This is a genomic window from Plantibacter sp. Leaf314 (genome assembly GCF_001423185.1).
Taxonomy (GTDB): Bacteria; Actinomycetota; Actinomycetes; order Actinomycetales; family Microbacteriaceae; genus Plantibacter.
Genome location: NZ_LMOB01000003.1, coordinates 166,726 through 181,551, shown reverse-complemented (window position 1 = coordinate 181,551; position 14,826 = coordinate 166,726). Strand labels below are relative to the sequence as shown.

21 protein-coding genes are annotated in these 14,826 nt (G+C 68.9%); 8 read left to right on the top strand and 13 right to left on the bottom strand.

Annotated features, from left to right (window positions below; genetic code table 11):
* Positions 1-75: 75 nt before the first annotated feature.
* The 5 genes from ccsB to ASF68_RS16925 are packed head-to-tail and all read right to left on the bottom strand — an operon-like array spanning position 76 to position 4,759.
* Positions 76-1,128 (bottom strand): c-type cytochrome biogenesis protein CcsB, encoded by a 1,053-nt coding sequence (gene ccsB / locus ASF68_RS16945; protein ID WP_056013928.1) that lies wholly within the window; start codon positions 1,126-1,128, stop codon positions 76-78.
* Entirely contained in the window at positions 1,125-2,789 is a 1,665-nt protein-coding gene (locus ASF68_RS16940) for a cytochrome c biogenesis protein ResB (RefSeq protein WP_056013925.1), read from the bottom strand. Before ASF68_RS16940 ends, ccsB begins: the two co-directional genes overlap by 4 nt.
* Positions 2,773-3,519 (bottom strand): cytochrome c biogenesis CcdA family protein, encoded by a 747-nt coding sequence (locus ASF68_RS16935; protein WP_056013922.1) that lies wholly within the window; start codon positions 3,517-3,519, stop codon positions 2,773-2,775. Before ASF68_RS16935 ends, ASF68_RS16940 begins: the two co-directional genes overlap by 17 nt.
* Positions 3,516-4,124, bottom strand: a complete 609-nt coding sequence (locus ASF68_RS16930) for a TlpA disulfide reductase family protein (RefSeq protein WP_056013919.1) — start codon at positions 4,122-4,124, stop codon at positions 3,516-3,518. The genes ASF68_RS16935 and ASF68_RS16930 overlap by 4 nt, the downstream gene beginning before the upstream one ends.
* Positions 4,124-4,759 carry a histidine phosphatase family protein gene (locus ASF68_RS16925; protein ID WP_056013916.1) on the bottom strand — a complete coding sequence of 212 codons (636 nt, stop codon included), beginning with the start codon at positions 4,757-4,759 and terminating at the stop codon, positions 4,124-4,126. Before ASF68_RS16925 ends, ASF68_RS16930 begins: the two co-directional genes overlap by 1 nt.
* A gap of 85 nt (positions 4,760-4,844) precedes the next feature.
* Here ASF68_RS16925 and aspS point away from each other — a divergent pair, with 85 nt between their 5' ends.
* From aspS to ASF68_RS16910, 3 genes are all read left to right on the top strand, one after another.
* Complete coding sequence (gene aspS / locus ASF68_RS16920; protein ID WP_056013912.1) at positions 4,845-6,185, top strand: aspartate--tRNA(Asn) ligase; 1,341 nt, start codon at positions 4,845-4,847, stop codon at positions 6,183-6,185.
* Between the two features lie 11 nt (positions 6,186-6,196).
* Positions 6,197-6,649, top strand: coding sequence for a flavodoxin domain-containing protein (locus ASF68_RS16915; RefSeq protein ID WP_056013909.1), 453 nt, complete (start codon positions 6,197-6,199; stop codon positions 6,647-6,649).
* A gap of 90 nt (positions 6,650-6,739) precedes the next feature.
* A complete protein-coding gene (locus ASF68_RS16910; protein ID WP_056013907.1) occupies positions 6,740-7,516 on the top strand; it encodes a putative protein N(5)-glutamine methyltransferase in 777 nt (258 codons plus the stop codon).
* A gap of 4 nt (positions 7,517-7,520) precedes the next feature.
* Here ASF68_RS16910 and ASF68_RS16905 read toward each other — a convergent pair whose 3' ends face one another.
* Both ASF68_RS16905 and ASF68_RS16900 read right to left on the bottom strand, forming a co-directional pair.
* Positions 7,521-7,835 (bottom strand): Dabb family protein, encoded by a 315-nt coding sequence (locus ASF68_RS16905; protein WP_056013904.1) that lies wholly within the window; start codon positions 7,833-7,835, stop codon positions 7,521-7,523.
* Between the two features lie 43 nt (positions 7,836-7,878).
* The gene (locus ASF68_RS16900; protein WP_056013899.1) at positions 7,879-8,139 is read right to left on the bottom strand and encodes a glutaredoxin family protein; all 261 of its coding nucleotides are present in this window, start codon (positions 8,137-8,139) and stop codon (positions 7,879-7,881) included.
* Positions 8,140-8,330: 191 nt separating this feature from the next.
* Between ASF68_RS16900 and ASF68_RS16895 the strand changes: the two genes are divergently transcribed.
* Positions 8,331-8,630 carry a helix-turn-helix domain-containing protein gene (locus ASF68_RS16895; RefSeq protein ID WP_056013896.1) on the top strand — a complete coding sequence of 100 codons (300 nt, stop codon included), beginning with the start codon at positions 8,331-8,333 and terminating at the stop codon, positions 8,628-8,630.
* Between the two features lie 22 nt (positions 8,631-8,652).
* On the opposite strand, the gene ASF68_RS16890 is transcribed toward ASF68_RS16895, so the two are convergent.
* From ASF68_RS16890 to ASF68_RS16880, 4 genes are all read right to left on the bottom strand, one after another.
* On the bottom strand, positions 8,653-8,961 hold the full coding sequence (locus ASF68_RS16890) for a hypothetical protein (protein ID WP_056013893.1): 309 nt from the start codon (positions 8,959-8,961) through the stop codon (positions 8,653-8,655).
* Between the two features lie 222 nt (positions 8,962-9,183).
* Positions 9,184-9,282 (bottom strand): 30S ribosomal protein bS22, encoded by a 99-nt coding sequence (locus ASF68_RS18585; protein ID WP_003792170.1) that lies wholly within the window; start codon positions 9,280-9,282, stop codon positions 9,184-9,186.
* A 139-nt stretch (positions 9,283-9,421) separates the two neighbouring features.
* Positions 9,422-9,616: a helix-turn-helix domain-containing protein gene (locus tag ASF68_RS16885; RefSeq protein ID WP_056013890.1), complete on the bottom strand. Its 195-nt coding sequence runs from the start codon at positions 9,614-9,616 to the stop codon at positions 9,422-9,424.
* A gap of 128 nt (positions 9,617-9,744) precedes the next feature.
* Entirely contained in the window at positions 9,745-10,149 is a 405-nt protein-coding gene (locus ASF68_RS16880; protein ID WP_056014679.1) for a helix-turn-helix transcriptional regulator, read from the bottom strand.
* A 72-nt stretch (positions 10,150-10,221) separates the two neighbouring features.
* Between ASF68_RS16880 and ASF68_RS16875 the strand changes: the two genes are divergently transcribed.
* Positions 10,222-11,664 (top strand): TrkH family potassium uptake protein, encoded by a 1,443-nt coding sequence (locus ASF68_RS16875; protein ID WP_056013887.1) that lies wholly within the window; start codon positions 10,222-10,224, stop codon positions 11,662-11,664.
* The gene (locus ASF68_RS16870) at positions 11,657-12,328 is read left to right on the top strand and encodes a TrkA family potassium uptake protein (protein WP_056013885.1); all 672 of its coding nucleotides are present in this window, start codon (positions 11,657-11,659) and stop codon (positions 12,326-12,328) included. The genes ASF68_RS16875 and ASF68_RS16870 overlap by 8 nt, the downstream gene beginning before the upstream one ends.
* A 4-nt stretch (positions 12,329-12,332) precedes the next feature.
* On the opposite strand, the gene ASF68_RS16865 is transcribed toward ASF68_RS16870, so the two are convergent.
* The gene (locus ASF68_RS16865; protein ID WP_056013882.1) at positions 12,333-12,791 is read right to left on the bottom strand and encodes a GNAT family N-acetyltransferase; all 459 of its coding nucleotides are present in this window, start codon (positions 12,789-12,791) and stop codon (positions 12,333-12,335) included.
* A gap of 61 nt (positions 12,792-12,852) precedes the next feature.
* Here ASF68_RS16865 and ASF68_RS16860 point away from each other — a divergent pair, with 61 nt between their 5' ends.
* Both ASF68_RS16860 and ASF68_RS16855 read left to right on the top strand, forming a co-directional pair.
* The gene (locus tag ASF68_RS16860) at positions 12,853-13,452 is read left to right on the top strand and encodes a TetR/AcrR family transcriptional regulator (protein ID WP_056013879.1); all 600 of its coding nucleotides are present in this window, start codon (positions 12,853-12,855) and stop codon (positions 13,450-13,452) included.
* Entirely contained in the window at positions 13,449-13,952 is a 504-nt protein-coding gene (locus ASF68_RS16855; protein ID WP_056013876.1) for a GNAT family N-acetyltransferase, read from the top strand. The genes ASF68_RS16860 and ASF68_RS16855 overlap by 4 nt, the downstream gene beginning before the upstream one ends.
* 16 nt (positions 13,953-13,968) lie before the next feature.
* Here ASF68_RS16855 and proC read toward each other — a convergent pair whose 3' ends face one another.
* Positions 13,969-14,811 (bottom strand): pyrroline-5-carboxylate reductase, encoded by an 843-nt coding sequence (gene proC / locus ASF68_RS16850; protein ID WP_082498780.1) that lies wholly within the window; start codon positions 14,809-14,811, stop codon positions 13,969-13,971.
* Positions 14,812-14,826: the final 15 nt, after the last annotated feature.

Genomic DNA, 14,826 nt, shown 5'->3' with positions numbered 1-14,826 from the left:
CCCGTCGACAAGCTCAGGGACCGGCGGAGGGGTTCAGGGACCGGGGTCAGGGGCCGCTTCGGGGACCGGTCCCGCTTACAGGCCGCTGTAGGCGTGCAGGCCCTTGAAGAAGACGTTGACCACGACGAAGTTGAACATCACGGCACTGAAGCCGATGATCGCGAGCGTCGCCGCCCGGGATCCGCGCCAACCGCGGGTCGCCCTCGCGTGGATGTACCCGGCGAAGATCACCCAGATGATGAAGGTCCACACCTCTTTGGTGTCCCAGCCCCAGTACCGGCCCCAGGCCCGCTCGGCCCAGATGGCGCCGGCCATGAGGGTGAACGTCCAGAAGATGAACCCGATGATGTTCACGCGGTAGGCGAGGTTCTCGAGGCGTTCCGCGTTCGGCAGGGTGAGCAGGAAGCGGAGTCGCCCCGAGCTCTGCGCGGGCTGCACCAGCCCGAGTCGGCGCTCACGGCGTCCCTGCAGGAGCTGCACGACACTCAGCGCGAAGCCGATCGCGAAGAACGCCGTGCCGAGGCTCGCGACGAACACGTGGATGACCAACCAGGCGGACTGCAGCGCCGGTGGCAGCGGGACGACCTCGACGTAGAAATTGGCCGTCGCGAGGCCGAGCAGGACCGTGACGAGACCGATGACGAAGCTGCCGAGGAAGCGGAGGTCGACGCGCGTGATGACGACGAGGAACACGGCGACGATGAGCAGCGTGCCCGTCATCGCGAACTCGTACATGTTCGCCCACGGGACACGACCGGCGGCGATCCCTCGCGTGACGTCGGCCACGAGGTGGAGCAGGAAGGCGATGACGGTGAGCGAGACACCGACCCGGAGGCTCGGCGACTTGCGCGACGCCTGCTGCTCGGGCTCGTCCGCCGGGCGGCGGGACTTGCGGACCACGCCGTCGCTCGTGCTGATCGGCGCGACCGAACCGCCGTTCGCGTTGGCGAGGGCACCGACGCGTTCCTGGGCAGCGGGCTGCGCGACGCGCTCGCGTTCGGCGGCGTCGATCGCCGCGGTGACCTCGGCGCTCCGGCGCGCGAGGTCGAACGTGAAGGCGATGAACGCCAGCGCGTAGACGGCGACAGCCGACCAGAGGCAGAGGTTCGAGATTTCGACGAGGGTCACGGGGCGATTCTACCTTCGGGTTCGGACGGGACAGGCGTTGGGCTGTGGGCTTCCGCGATCGCTTCAACCGCGGCCTCGAGGCCGGGGTCCTCGCCACGGGCGAGGCCGGCGTATTCGAGCGAGACCGTGCCGTCGGCACCGGCCACGGCCTTCACCCACACGCGGCGCCTGGCGACGAACAGCGAGGTGATGAGGCCGGACAACGCGAGGATGGCGAACGCGAGCACCCACAGCTGGGTCGGATCGTGGTGGACGTCGAACGAGGCGAACCGCTTGACCGAGCCGGCGTAGTTCTCCGTCGACGGGTTGGCGGCCACGTTGTCGAACGACACCGTCCCGAGCCCGTTCGGCAGGTCGGTGATCTGACCGGGCGAGAGTTCGATGGATTCGACGCCGGTGTCGCCACCCGTGAGCTGCTTCATGTCGTCGACGTCCAGCGCGTAGACCGACTTCGGAGCGCCGGCGTTGATGCCGAGGTCGCCGGAGTAGACGTTGAGCGTCAACACCGGGTACGCGAGGTCGGGGTACGAGGAGAAGAACGGCGGCTTGGACGCGGCCTGCGTCGGGTAGAAGAAGCCGATCATGCCGAGCTGCTCGGCCAGACCGTCCGGGATCTTGACGATGCCGAGCGAGGTGAGCTGCGCGTCCTGCGGGAGGAACGGGATCGAGTCGCTGAAGACGACCTTGCCCTCCGGGTCGCGGACCGTGATCGTCGGCGCGTAGCCGTTGCCGAGGAGGTACACGTCGGTGCCCTCGAACCGCAGCGGGTCGTTGACCTTGATCGTCGCGTCCTGCGGCTTCCCACCGGGTGAGGTCGCGGTGACCTTGGCGCGGTAGTCGATCGCCTGACCGTAGGCGTCGAGGTTCTCGGTCTCGTACGTCACGCCGAACTCGTCGAGCGTCAGCTTGTACGGCGCGAGTTCCGACTCGTTGAAGAAGCGGCCCGGGTTGAAGGAGTCGTAGTCGAGCAGGGTGTTGACGAAGGTCTGTCCCTCGACGAGGACCCGCTGCCCGGAGAACCCGAAGCCGCCGCCGAAGCCGACCGTCACGAGGATGCCGACGAGCGCCGAGTGGAAGACGAGGTTGCCGGTCTCACGGAGGAAGCCGCGCTCGGCCGATACGGAAGCGGAGCCCTCGGCGTCGTAGCGTTCGACCCGGTAGCCCTGCCGCTTCAGCTGCTTCGTCGCGTCGTCGATGAGCTCGGTGGGGGTCGCCCCGCTGTCGTCACTGCGGCGCTCGAACGCGGAGAGCCGGGACAGGCGCGCCGGCGTGCGGGGCGGGCGGGACCGGAGTGCCTGCCAGTGGTGCTTCGTCCGCGGGATCACACAACCGATGAGCGAGATGAACAGCAGGAGGTAGATCGCGGAGAACCACGCCGAACTGTAGACGTCGAAGGCCTGGACCTTGTCGAGGATCGGCGCGAGGTCCGGGTTGTCGGTGAAGTACTGCGTGACACCGTTCGGGTCGCTCGACCGCTGCGGCACGAGCGAGCCGGGGACCGCGGCGATCGCGAGGAGGAGGAGCAGGAAGAGCGCCGTGCGCATGCTCGTGAGCTGGCGCCAGAAGAACCGGAGCCACCCGACGAAGCCGAGCTTCGGCTGGTTCACGCCGTCGGCCGGAGCCGGGGCGACGGAATCGATGTGATCAGAGGGGCGTGACAAGGCCGCTCATCACCCCCTGCAACGAGTACATCCATGCGGACCAGAGACCAGAGACCATCAACACGCCGATCACGATGAGGAGCACGCCGCCGACGATGTTGATCGTGCGGATGTGCCGTTTGAGGAACGCCAGCGACCCCGTGACCCAACCGAGTCCGAGCGCGACGAGGAGGAAGGGGATGCCGAGGCCGAGGCAGTAGAACAGGCCGAGGAGGGCGCCTCGCCAGGCGGAGCCGCCGGAGAGCGAGAGGGCGCTGATCGCGGTGAGCGTGGGACCGAGGCAGGGGGTCCACCCGATGGCGAAGACGAAGCCGAGGAGGGGCGCACCCGCGATGCCCGTCGCCGGCGCCCAACTCGTGCGGACCGTCCGCTGGAGCCGGGAGAACTGTCCGATGAAGATGAGCCCCATGAGGATGACCACCGCGCCGAGGACGCGGGTGATCACGCCCTCCCATTCGACGACCCAGGCGCCGACGGTGCCGACGAACGCGGCGATCGCCACGAACACGACGGTGAACCCGAGGATGAAGAGGCTGACGCCGAGCAGGACGCGTCGGCGCCCGGCCGCGGACCGCCCCTCCTCGACCGTCGTCATGCCGCCGACGTACCCGAGGTAGCCGGGGACGAGCGGGAGCACGCACGGCGAGAGGAACGACAGCAGACCGGCCGCGATGGCGATCGGGATCGCCACGAGGAGCTGGCCGCCGTAGACGAGCTCGCCCGGACTCACTCTGCGGAGCTCTCGGCGATCGTGTCGCGGATGAGGGTGTCGAGGATGGTGCGGTCCTGCAGCTGCCCGAGGATGCGCGCGGCGACCCGACCCTCGGCGTCGAGGACGATCGTGGTCGGCACGGCGTTCGGCGGCACGTTGCCGGTGAACGCGAGCTTCGCCTCGCCGCTGTCGACGTCGAGGATGGAGGGGTAGGTGATGCCGAAGGTGCCGTTGAAGGCCTTCGCCGTGTCGGCCGTGTCGCGCACGTTGACCCCGATGAACGTCGCGCCCTTGCCGGTGTAGTCGGCGTTCAACGATTCGAGGTCCTTCGCCTCGGCACGGCACGGCGCGCAAGCGGCGTACCAGAAGTTCACGACGATGACCTGGCCGGCGTGGTCCGTGGAGGAGATCTGCTCGCCGTCCTCGCCGACGCCCGAGAAGGTGATCGGCTCGCCGCGGTCCTCGACGGCGACCTCGGTCACGCTTCCGTCACCCGCGACGTACCCCTTGCTGCTGCCCTCGCGGTACTGGTCCGCGAGCGGGTCGCTGCCGCAGGCCGTCAGCAGGAGTGCCCCGACGGCCAACACGGCGGCGACGGCGAACGTCCTCGATCTGCGGGCCATCAGACGGCACCGACATCGGTGGCGCCGGACGCGAGACGTGCTGCCGGGTCGACGTAGCCGACCTCCAGGAAGCCGTGCTCGGTGCGTTCGAAGGAGGTGATGCTCGACAGTGCGCACCGGCGTCGGCGGGGGTCGTGACGGTACGGCGCACCCACCACGGAGCTGTGCATCATCCAGATCGGCAACTGGTGGCTGACGAGGACGACATCGCCCGACGGTGTCGCCCGCCAGGCGTCCTCGATCGCGGCCGTCATGCGGTTCACGATCGACGCGTAGGGCTCGCCCCAGCTCGGCCGGGACGGGTTGCGGAGCTTGGCCCAGTTGAGCGGGTTCTTGAGCGCACGGCTCATCCGCTTGCCCTCGAACTCGTTGAACGGCTCGATGACCCGGGGCTCGGCGACGATCGCGAGGTCGAATGCGGCGGCGACCGGGGCGGCGGACTCCTGCGTGCGCTGCAGCGGCGACGCATACAGGGCGCCGATCGGGCGGTCGCGGCTCACGAGGTCGTCGGCGGCGGCCTGAGCCATGCGCTCGCCGAGCTCTGACAGCCGGAACGCGGGGAGTCGACCGTAGAGCACACGAGAAGGGTTGTACACCTCGCCGTGACGCACGAGATGGATCTGGTCGGCTACCACCCTCCAAGTGTACGTTTCCCCAAGCTGCGGATTCACCGTGACCTCCGTCCGGATCCGAACGACGAGCGACGGCTAAGCTGTCGGGGTGAGTGAACGCGTCGTTGTGAAGAACCTGGCCGCCCTGTCCGACGGTCCCGTCACCGTCTCCGGATGGGTCGAGACCGTCCGCGACCAGAAGAAGGTGCAGTTCGTCGTCCTCCGGGACGAGAGCGGCGCCGTGCAGCTGGTGAACCCGGCCGTCCGGGAGCTCGACCCCGAGGTCGAGGGTTCCGCCGAGCGCCTCGCCACCACAGAGGCCATCTCAGCCCTCGCGCACGGCTCCTTCATCACCGTCACCGGCGAGCTCAAGCACGACGAGCGGGTCAAGCTCGGTGGCATCGAGGTCAAGGTGGCCACCCTGGACGTCGTCACCGCGGCGAACCCCGAGACGCCGATCGCGGCGGACTCCTCACTCGACAAGCGCCTCGACTGGCGCTTCCTCGACCTGCGCCAGCCGAAGCAGGCCCTCATCTTCCGCATCCAGACCACGTTCGAGCACGCGTTGCGTCAGTACTGGATCGACAACGACTTCATCGAGATCCACACCCCGAAGCTCATGGCGAGCGCGAGCGAGTCGCGTGCCGAGCTCTTCGAGGTCGACTACTTCGAGGGCAAGGCGTACCTCGCGCAGTCACCGCAGTTCTTCAAGCAGATGGCGCAGTCCGCCGGCTTCGGCAAGGTGTTCGAGGTCGGTCCCGCGTTCCGCGCCGACCCCTCGTTCACGAGCCGTCACGCGACCGAGTTCACGAGCGTCGACGCCGAGATCAGCTGGATCGACTCGCACGAGGACGTCATGACGCTGCACGAGGAGCTCCTCGTCGCCGGCTTCACGGCCGTCAAGGCCAAGCACGGCGAGCAGATCGCGGAACTCTTCGGCATCGAGCTCGAGGTCCCCTCCCGTCCGTTCCCGCGCATCCCGCTGGCCGAGGCCAAGCGCATCGTCGCCGAGCGCGGCTACGAGGTGCCCCGTGCCGACGACGACATGGACCCCGAGGGCGAGCGCCAGATCGCGGCCTACGTCAAGGAGACCTACGGCCACGAGTTCGTCTTCCTCACCGACTACGCCTCGAGCATCCGGCCGTTCTACCACATGCGCAACAGCGAGGACGGCTCGCTCACCAACAGCTACGACCTCATCTACAACGGTGTCGAGATCTCCACGGGTGCACAGCGCGAGCACCGCGTCGAGGTGCTCATCGAGCAGGCGAAGGAGAAGGGCCTCGAGCCCGAGGAGCTCGAGTTCTACCTCGACTTCTTCCGCTACGGCGTCCCGGCGCACGGCGGCTTCGGCATGGGCCTGGCCCGCGTGCTGATGCTCATGCTGCACGAGACCTCGATCCGCGAGGTGACCTACCTGTTCCGCGGCCCGACCCGCCTCGCCCCGTAGAGAGGACACCCATGAAGATCGTCATCCTCTACGGAACCGAGTCCGGCAACGCCGAACGGCTCGCCAACGACCTCGGCAAGGCCATCGGCTCGCAGCACGAGTGGCGCGTCGTCGACCTCGGCGACGTATCCCCCGACGAGCTCTCGGCCGACGAGATCCACATCTTCATCACCTCGACGTACGGCGACGGCCTCCTCGGTGAGACCGGCCAGATCTTCTACGAGGCGCTCGAAGAGTCGGGTACCGACCTCGACGGGATCCGCTACGCCATCTTCGGTCTCGGCGACAGCAGCTACGAGGACACCTACAACCAGGGCAGCTCCCTGCTCGACGCCCTGTTGACGGAGAACGGGGCCACCCGCTTCGGCGAGTTCGGGCTCCACGACGACGGTGGCTTCGAACGCAAGAAGGACGTCGCGCTCGCCTGGCTGCCCGGCGTGCTCGCGGCAGCCGAACAGCTCTGAGCACAGCCGCGACGAGTCCGGCGGTCCCGTCCGTGGCTCGGACACCGCCGGCCGGGTAACCTCGATCATCTGATCGAGGGGTGCGATGTGATGGGTGCAGCGACCGACGCCGTCGTCCGGCGCCTGCGCGACGCGGGGTGCGTGTTCGCCGAGGAAGAGGCGGCCCTCCTCCTCGCGGAGGCGACGGATCCGCAAGAGCTCGCAGCGATGGTCCGGGCCCGGGTCGACGGGCGGCCGCTCGAACAGCTCCTCGGCTGGGTGGCGTTCCGAGGCCATCGGCTCGTCGTCGACGAGGGGGTCTTCGTGCCGCGCCAGCGGACGGGTCTCCTGGTGGAGCTCGCATCCGCGCACCTGCACGAGGGCGCGACGGTGGTCGAACTCTGCTGCGGTGTCGCCCCGGTCGGTGCTGCGCTGCTCGCGGAGTGGCCGGGCCGTCTCGAGCTCTGGGCGTCGGACATCGACCCGGTCGCGGTGCGGAGCGCCCGTCGCAACCTGGCGCCACTCGGCGGGACCGTGGTGGCGGGCGACCTCTTCGGTGGCCTGCCGGACCGTCTCCGCGGGTCCATCGACGTCCTGGTCGCGAACGCCCCGTACGTCCCGAGCGCCTCGATCTCCCTGATGCCGAGGGAGGCTCGCGACCACGAGGCGGTGATCGCGCTCGACGGCGGCGCGGACGGCCTCGACGTCCAGCGGCGACTCATCGCGGCGTCGTCGGAGTGGCTCCCCGCTGGCGCCCACCTCGTCGTCGAGACCAGCACGCGTCAAGCGGAGCGGACGGCGGGACTCATGGAGTCGGCGGGCTACTCGGCCGTGATCCGGCGCGACGACGACCTCGACGGCACGGCCGTCGAGGGGGTCCGTCACTGACGACTCAGGAGCGCGCGAGCTCGAAGTCCACGGCGGAGCGCTCGACGACGAGCTGACGCACGATCTGCACCACGCGGACGTGCTCCGGGTGCACCTGGTACCGCTCAAGCGCCTCGAGGGACGGGTAGTCGCCGACCAGGACGACGTCCCAGTTGCTCTCCGGGTACGCGATGTTGCGCCCGACCTGCAGGCTCTCGATGTCGTCCGGCATGACCGCGGCGAGGCCTTCCAGCTCCGCCTGCATCGTGGCGAAGGCGGCGTCGCGCTCGGTCTCGTCGGTGGCGGCCAGCTTCCAGCTGACGATGTGGCGGATGGTCACGGGGACTCCAATGGGTCGGGACGGTGGCGGCTGGGCCGACGACTCAGCCGGCGAGCAGGGCCGCCCGCAAGCGGTCGGGATCGATGCGCCAATAGTTGTGGACCTTGCCGTCGATGAGGACGACGGGGATCTCCTCCCAGTGGCGGTCGTGCAGGATCGGGTCGTCGAGGATCGACAGTTCCTCCCGCTCGATCGCCGGAGCGTCGGCGGGAAGACCGGCGACGACCTCGTCGATCACGGCACGCGCATCGTCGCAGAGGTGACAACCGGGTTTGCCGATGAGCGTGAGATGGAGAGCGGACACCCTTCCACTGTACGGGGTGGCCCACGGCCCGGGCGCGGTCTTCCGACGACACCTGTCGCTTTTCCGACGGGTGTCTGCGACGATGCTCGGGTGCGACCGGACGAAACGAAGAGTGACAGCAGCACTGGTGCCGGAAGCATCGGGTCCAGACGCTCTGGCCTCGGCCGGTCGAGGTCCGTTGTCATTGAGTGATGCCTGCACACTCTGAAGCCGCGACCATCCTCGGCGAGCGACTCCGCGCCGCTCGCAACGAGCGCCAGCTGACCCTCGAGGACCTCGGCGTGCTCGCCGGCATGCACTGGACGAACATCGGCAAGATCGAGCGCGGGCAGGTGCACCCGAGCGTCGAGACCCTGGTCCGCCTGAGCACCGCCCTCGACCTGGATCCGGCGCAGTTCGTGACGGGTCTCGACGCGGACATGTACCCGGGGCGGACGCACAAACTGACCGCGCGCGACCTGCTCGCGGCACGACGGGACCAGGAGCGCTGAGGCCTCACCCTCGCGCAGCCCGTCAGAAGGTGATGGGCCACAGGTACTGGGGACCGCCGGGGCGGAACCAGGACACCTGCACGCTGCTCGCACGCGCGAGCGTGCTGCCGAGCACCTCGAACTCGAGCGCGCTGCCCGGCGTCAACCGACACGGCTGCAGCGGCGAGAGCAACCCCGGCCCGATCATCCGGAGGACGACCCAGTGGACGGCTTCGTCGCTGACGTTCCGCAGCCGGTAGCGCGGGGCGTCGTCCCGCTCGACGATGAACGGCACTCGATAGGCGGGTTCGCGACGGTTGCGGCGGGCGATGGGCGGGAGTTCACGGGTCATGGGACGACGGTACGAACGACCGCCGACGATCTCGGGCCGAGGGGCCGCGTGCCGCGGGGTGCTGTGGACCGGTCGCTGCCTGGCTCGCTTGTGGAGGAGCGTCGTGGCCCTCAGCGCGAGCGTTGCCCGATCGCCGCGCCAACGCCAGAAAGCGCCATGCCCTCAGGGGCCGGCGCTTCCGGTGGACGCGATGTCGACGAGCGCTCCTGACGGAGCGGCCCGCTACTTCTTGTTGCGGCGCTGGTGACGGGTCTTGCGAAGCAGCTTGCGGTGCTTCTTCTTCGCCATACGCTTGCGGCGCTTCTTGATAACAGAACCCACGGATTTACCTCACAGAATTGGGGGGCTTGGCCGCAGGGATCGCGACCGAAGAGAACAAGTCTTGTCACCAGTCTAGCCGATTGCGGCGCGCGTCGTTCACACGTCGTTCGCCTGCAGGCTGGTAGGAGCGGGAGACCGCTCAGCCGGCGTCGGCGACAGGACGCTGCCTGACCGCATCGACAGCCGTCTCCGGAACCCGGAACGACTTCCCGAACCGGATGGCGGGGAGCTCCCCCGAATGCACGAGTCGGTACACGGTCATCTTGGACACGCGCATCATCTCGGCGACTTCGGCCACGGTGAGGAAGCGGACGTCTGCAGCATCCTGCGTCATCGAACCCCTCCGGTACGCCTGGCGACACTCTGGAACGGCGGTCCGAGGTCCGGATCGCCGCATGGCAACTCTAGAGGGACGACGACCGCCTGTACATCCCCTGGGTGAACGGTATGGAACCGGCAGGCCTACGGGCGCAGCTTCTTCGTGACCGACTGGACCGCGTGCGTGACGTCCGCCGCGACCTTCCCGACCGAGCCCGCGACCGCCTTCGCCTGCTCCGGCAGCGAGAGGGCGGCGAAGTCGACGTCGTCGTCCGCGTAATCGACGCTGAGGAACGGGATGAGCCAGTCCTCCACGTCCTCGAGGGGGGCGTAGTCCAAGCTGTAGTAGCGGTGCTGGCCTTCCTCGCGGACCTCGACGAGTTCCGCTTCGCGGAGGACCTTCAGGTGCTTCGACACGGTGGGCTGGCTGAGGCCGAGCTGCGCGACGATCTCGGAGACACTCGTCCCCGCTCCGCCGTGCCGTTCGAGCAGCAGTGCGAGGATGTCCCGCCTGGTGGTGTCAGCGATCACGTCGAAAATGTCGGCCATGCTCCAACGATAGTGATCGAGCGCGCGGAGTACCATTGCCTCCGGCGCAGTCCTGAGGTGTTGAGGGGTCAGATGAGCGGCAATACCATGGGTCGTCGTCCCGAGATCATCGTGCGGCACGGACTCGCACGGGTCAGGGAGGCCGTCAGCGACTTCGCGGCGAAGTCCACCTCCCGGTTCGCCATCCTCGTGTTCAGCTTCCTGATCTTCGTGTTCACGATGCTGTTCTCGCTCCCCATCGCGAGCGCGGACCGTGAGGTGACCCCGATCGCCGACGCCCTGTTCACCGCGGTCTCGGTCATCTGCGTCACCGGGCTCTCCACCGTCGACATGGCCACGCACTGGTCCCTGTTCGGGCACGTCCTGGTGTTCATCGGCGTCCAGATCGGAGCCCTCGGCGTCCTGACGCTCGCCTCGATCCTCGGCTTCGTCATCGCCCGACGACTCGGCCTGCGCCAGAAGCTCATGGCCGCGAGCGACACCAACCCGCTGCGGTCGCACCACGGGCCGGTCGCCGAGGGCCAGGCCGTCCGCCTCGGCGAGATCGGCAACCTCCTCGTCACCGTCGCCGTGAGCGCCCTCGTGATCGAGGCGGCGCTCGCGGTCCTCCTGTTCCCGCGGATGCTGCTCGACGGCATCAACCCGTGGGACGCCGCCTGGAACAGCGTCTACTACGCCGCCATGGCGTTCACGAACACCGGCTTCACGCCGAACGCCGAGGGCCTCGCGGCCTTCGAGAACGACTACTGGTTCCTGAGCATCCTCATGCTCGGGGTCTTCCTCGGCAGCATCGGCTTCCCGGTCATCTACGCGTTGAGCCGCAACTTCCGGCGCCCGAGCCGGTGGTCGCTGCACGTCAAGCTCACCCTCGTGACCACGATCATCCTGTTCTTCGCGGGCGCGCTCGCCTTCATCCTGCTCGAGTTCAACAACCCCGAGACGTGGAACAAGTGGAACCTGTGGGACACGATCTTCCAAGGGTTCTTCCTGTCCGCGATGACGCGGTCGGGCGGGTTCTCGACCGTCGACATCGGTGATCTCAACGGCTCCACCCTGCTCGTCGCCGACATGCTCATGTTCATCGGCGGCGGCTCCGCGTCCACCGCGGGCGGGATCAAGGTGACCACCCTCGCCGTCCTGTTCCTGGCGGCGTTCGCCGAGGCGAGGGGCCGCGAAGGGGTCGAGGTCTTCCGACGTCGGATCCCGCAGGACGTGCTCCGCGTCGCGGTCAGCGTCGTCCTCTGGGGTGCCACCATCGTCGCCCTGTCCACCATCGTCATCCTGCAGATGACCAAGGCACCGCTCGACCACGTGCTCTTCGACGTCATCTCGGCGTTCGCGACCGTGGGCCTCAGCACCGGCCTCGTGTCGGACCTCCCCGACGCCGGGGTGTACGTGCTCGCGGTCACCATGTTCCTCGGCCGCGTTGGTACAGTGACACTCGCTGCAGCCGTGGCCGCGAGCCAGAGCGGCCAGCTGTTCAAGCGACCCGAAGAGAGGCCCATCGTTGGTTGACCGCATCAAGCACGACGCCCCGGTCCTCGTCATCGGACTCGGACGGTTCGGCGCCGCCTGCGCCGGCGAGCTCGACCGACTCGACCGCGAGGTGCTCGCGATCGACGACAACTCGGACCTCGTGCAGAAGTGGTCCGACCGGGTCACCCACACCGTGCAGGCCGACGCGAAGAACATCGAGGCCCTCCGCCAGATCGGCGCCCAGGACTTCTCGGTCGCCGTCGTGGCCGTCGGCTCCTCGATCGAGGCGAGCGTGCTCATCACCGCGAACCTCGTCGACCTCAAGATCCCGCAGATCTGGGCCAAGGCCGTCTCCCAGTCGCACGGCAAGATCCTCGCCCGCGTGGGCGCGAGCCATGTCATCTACCCCGAGCGGGAGGCCGGCGAGCGCGTGGCGCACCTCGTGTCGGGACGGATGCTCGACTTCATCCAGTTCGACGACGACTTCGCCCTCGTGAAGATGTACCCGCCGAAGCCCATCCGCGGCCTCAACCTGACGGAGTCGGGCGTCCGCACGAAGTACCGCATCACGGTCGTCGGGGTGAAGTCACCCGGGAAGCCGTTCACCTACGCGACCGCGGACACCGTCGTCTCGAACCACGATCTGATCATCGTCTCGGGCACCTCCGCCGACATCGAACGCTTCGCGTCCCTCGAGGGCTGACGACTCAGTCGATGCGGCGGGCGTAGCAGCGCGACAGGGGTTCGTCGACGTAGGGCCCGAACGCGGGGATGGGCGAGTATCCCTCGCGCTCGTAGAACCGCATCGCGTCGGGTTGCGCGGTCCCCGTCTCGAGCAGCAGCTCCACGACACCGAGCGATCCTGCCTCGGCTTCGAGCGCTCGGAGCACCGCGACCGCGACGCCGGTGCCGCGCGCCTGAGGAGCCACGAACATGCGCTTGATCTCCGCACGCTGCTCCCCGAGGAGCCGCAGGCCTCCGCAGCCGACCGGCGTGCCCACCTCGTCCCTCGCCACGAGGAAGACCGCGATGTCGTCCCCCGACGGCGGTGTTCCCGGCTCATGGTCGTCGCTGCCGTAGCGGGCGTCGAGCTCGGCGCGCTGTGCCCGGCGCAGTTCGGTTCCGGCCTCATCAGCCCAGTCGGCCCGGTCGATCGTGATCGTCATCCCACGTCCCTTCGTTCCGTAACGCTCATTACGGTAACATCTGTCACGAGGTGAGACGGACATGGCCAGAACGAAGGATCCCGAGGCGCAGGCGCGCATCTCCCGCGCGGTCTGGGAGGTGCTGGGCGAGCACGGTCCCCAGGGGTTGACCCTGCGCGCCGTCGCAGACCGCGCCGGGTGCACGACCGGCCTCGTCCTCCACCGCTTCCCGGACAAGCGGGCGCTGCTGCTGCACGCACGGGACCTCCTCCACGAACGCACGGCGGCGCGTACGGCCCAGCTCGAAGCGTCCGCCGACACCCCACGACTCGCCCTGCGCGCCGTCCTCCACCAAGCCCTCTCCCTCACCGAGGAGACCCACCAGGAGGCCAGAGTCTGGCTGGGGTACCTCGCGGCGGCGCTCGACGACGACGTCCTCGCCGAACGGCATCGAGCGGGTCACGCGGTGTTCGTCGCCCGCACCCGGCGCCTCGTCGCCGAGATCCGGCCCGAGCTGAGCGCGGACGAGGTCGCGGCGACGGCCACGATCATCGTCGGATTCATCGAGGGCGTGAGCACCCTGAGCACGGCCGACGACGACCACTACGACGCCACAGCCCAGCTCGCCGCGCTGGACCGACTGCTGTCCACCCTCGGGCTCGACGAGACGAGCGACGCATGATCGTCGTCCACCGATGGGCGGAGGCGACCGCCCACCACCGCGAACGGTTCTCCGAGCTCCTCGAGGGGTACCACCGGCGGACCGAGCACGAGAAACTCCTCGGCCGGGAGCCGCGTGAGGACGAGGCCGTTCCGACGACCACCCTCCCCGCCCGCTACCGGGCCGAGGTCGCCGACCCGGGCACGGCCTTCGCCGCCGACGAGATCCTCTTGGCTGTCGAGGACGGTCGGGTGCTCGGCTGCGTCGTGCTGACGGCCGGCCCGTCGCCGGAGCTCAAGCGCCTCTGGGTCGACCCTCGCGCCCGACGCCGGGGCGTGGCCGCGACCCTGCTCGAGGCTGCGACGACCACCGCCAGGCGACGGGGCGACGACACGGTGCGTCTCTCCGTCTGGCACTGGCGGTCCGCAGCGATCGCGCTCTACCGACGGTCCGGCTTCGTCGCGGTCGCCTCCTGGGACGACAGGCCCGGCCTCGACTGCTTCGTGCGGTCGCTGGACTGATCGGGTCCTCAGCGGGTCAGGACGCCGAGAGCTCCTCGGCACGTGCGATCGCGGCCGCCGCGGCACGGTCGAAGGTCTCACTGAAGCCCGCCTCGGCGAGGACCGCGAGCGCACGCTCCGTCGTCCCCTTCGGGCTCGTGACGTTGATGCGCAGCTGCTCGGCGCTCTCCCCCGTCGTCGCGAGCAACTCCGTGGCGCCCCGGAAGGTGCCGTTGACCATCAGCGACGCCTGCTCAGGCGTGAAGCCGAGGCCGATCGCCGTGCGGGTCAGCTCCTCGACGAGGTAGTAGACGTAGGCGGGACCGGAGCCGGAGATGGCGCTCAGCGCGTCGATCTTCGACTCGGGGATGACGACGACCTGGCCGACCGTCTCGAAGAGCGCGGTCACCACGGCGAGGTCCTCGTCGGAGGAACGGGTGCCCGGGGCGAGCCCCGTGACCCCCAGGCCGACGTAGGACGGGGTGTTCGGCATGGACCGCAGCACGGACACCGACGCCGGCAGGGCGGCTTCGAACGCGGCTCCGCGGATGCCTGCGGCGAGGCTCACGACGATCGTCCCCGGCTGCAGCGCGTCGGCGATCTCGGCGAGGAGGTCGGCGACCATATAGGGCTTCACGCCGATCAGGACGATCTTCGCCGCAGCCGCCGCCCGGCGGTTGCCGTCGGCATCCTGCTCGAGCGCGATCGAGGTGACCCCCGGCAGCTCGGCCAGGGCCTCCGCCTTGGCGATCGTCCGGTTCGTGACGGTGATGCCACCGTCGACCTCGACACCCGGTTGGACGAGGCCACGCAGCACGGCCCCTCCCATCGAACCGGCTCCGAGGATGGCGATGCTGGGCAGGCTGATCGTTTCACTCACCCTGCGAGTCTAGGG

Bases quoted from the DNA above. Each gene is read 5' to 3' on its own strand.
- ASF68_RS16930 (WP_056013919.1), bottom strand. From the start codon at position 4,124: ATGGCCCGCAGATCGAGGACGTTCGCCGTCGCCGCCGTGTTGGCCGTC.
- ASF68_RS16915 (WP_056013909.1), top strand. From the start codon at position 6,197: ATGAAGATCGTCATCCTCTACGGAACCGAGTCCGGCAACGCCGAACGG.
- ASF68_RS16910 (WP_056013907.1), top strand. From the start codon at position 6,740: ATGGGTGCAGCGACCGACGCCGTCGTCCGGCGCCTGCGCGACGCGGGG.
- ASF68_RS16895 (WP_056013896.1), top strand. From the start codon at position 8,331: ATGCCTGCACACTCTGAAGCCGCGACCATCCTCGGCGAGCGACTCCGC.
- ASF68_RS16890 (WP_056013893.1), bottom strand. From the start codon at position 8,961: ATGACCCGTGAACTCCCGCCCATCGCCCGCCGCAACCGTCGCGAACCC.
- ASF68_RS16885 (WP_056013890.1), bottom strand. From the start codon at position 9,616: ATGACGCAGGATGCTGCAGACGTCCGCTTCCTCACCGTGGCCGAAGTC.
- ASF68_RS16880 (WP_056014679.1), bottom strand. From the start codon at position 10,149: ATGGCCGACATTTTCGACGTGATCGCTGACACCACCAGGCGGGACATC.
- ASF68_RS16875 (WP_056013887.1), top strand. From the start codon at position 10,222: ATGAGCGGCAATACCATGGGTCGTCGTCCCGAGATCATCGTGCGGCAC.
- ASF68_RS16865 (WP_056013882.1), bottom strand. From the start codon at position 12,791: ATGACGATCACGATCGACCGGGCCGACTGGGCTGATGAGGCCGGAACC.
- ASF68_RS16860 (WP_056013879.1), top strand. From the start codon at position 12,853: ATGGCCAGAACGAAGGATCCCGAGGCGCAGGCGCGCATCTCCCGCGCG.
- ASF68_RS16855 (WP_056013876.1), top strand. From the start codon at position 13,449: ATGATCGTCGTCCACCGATGGGCGGAGGCGACCGCCCACCACCGCGAA.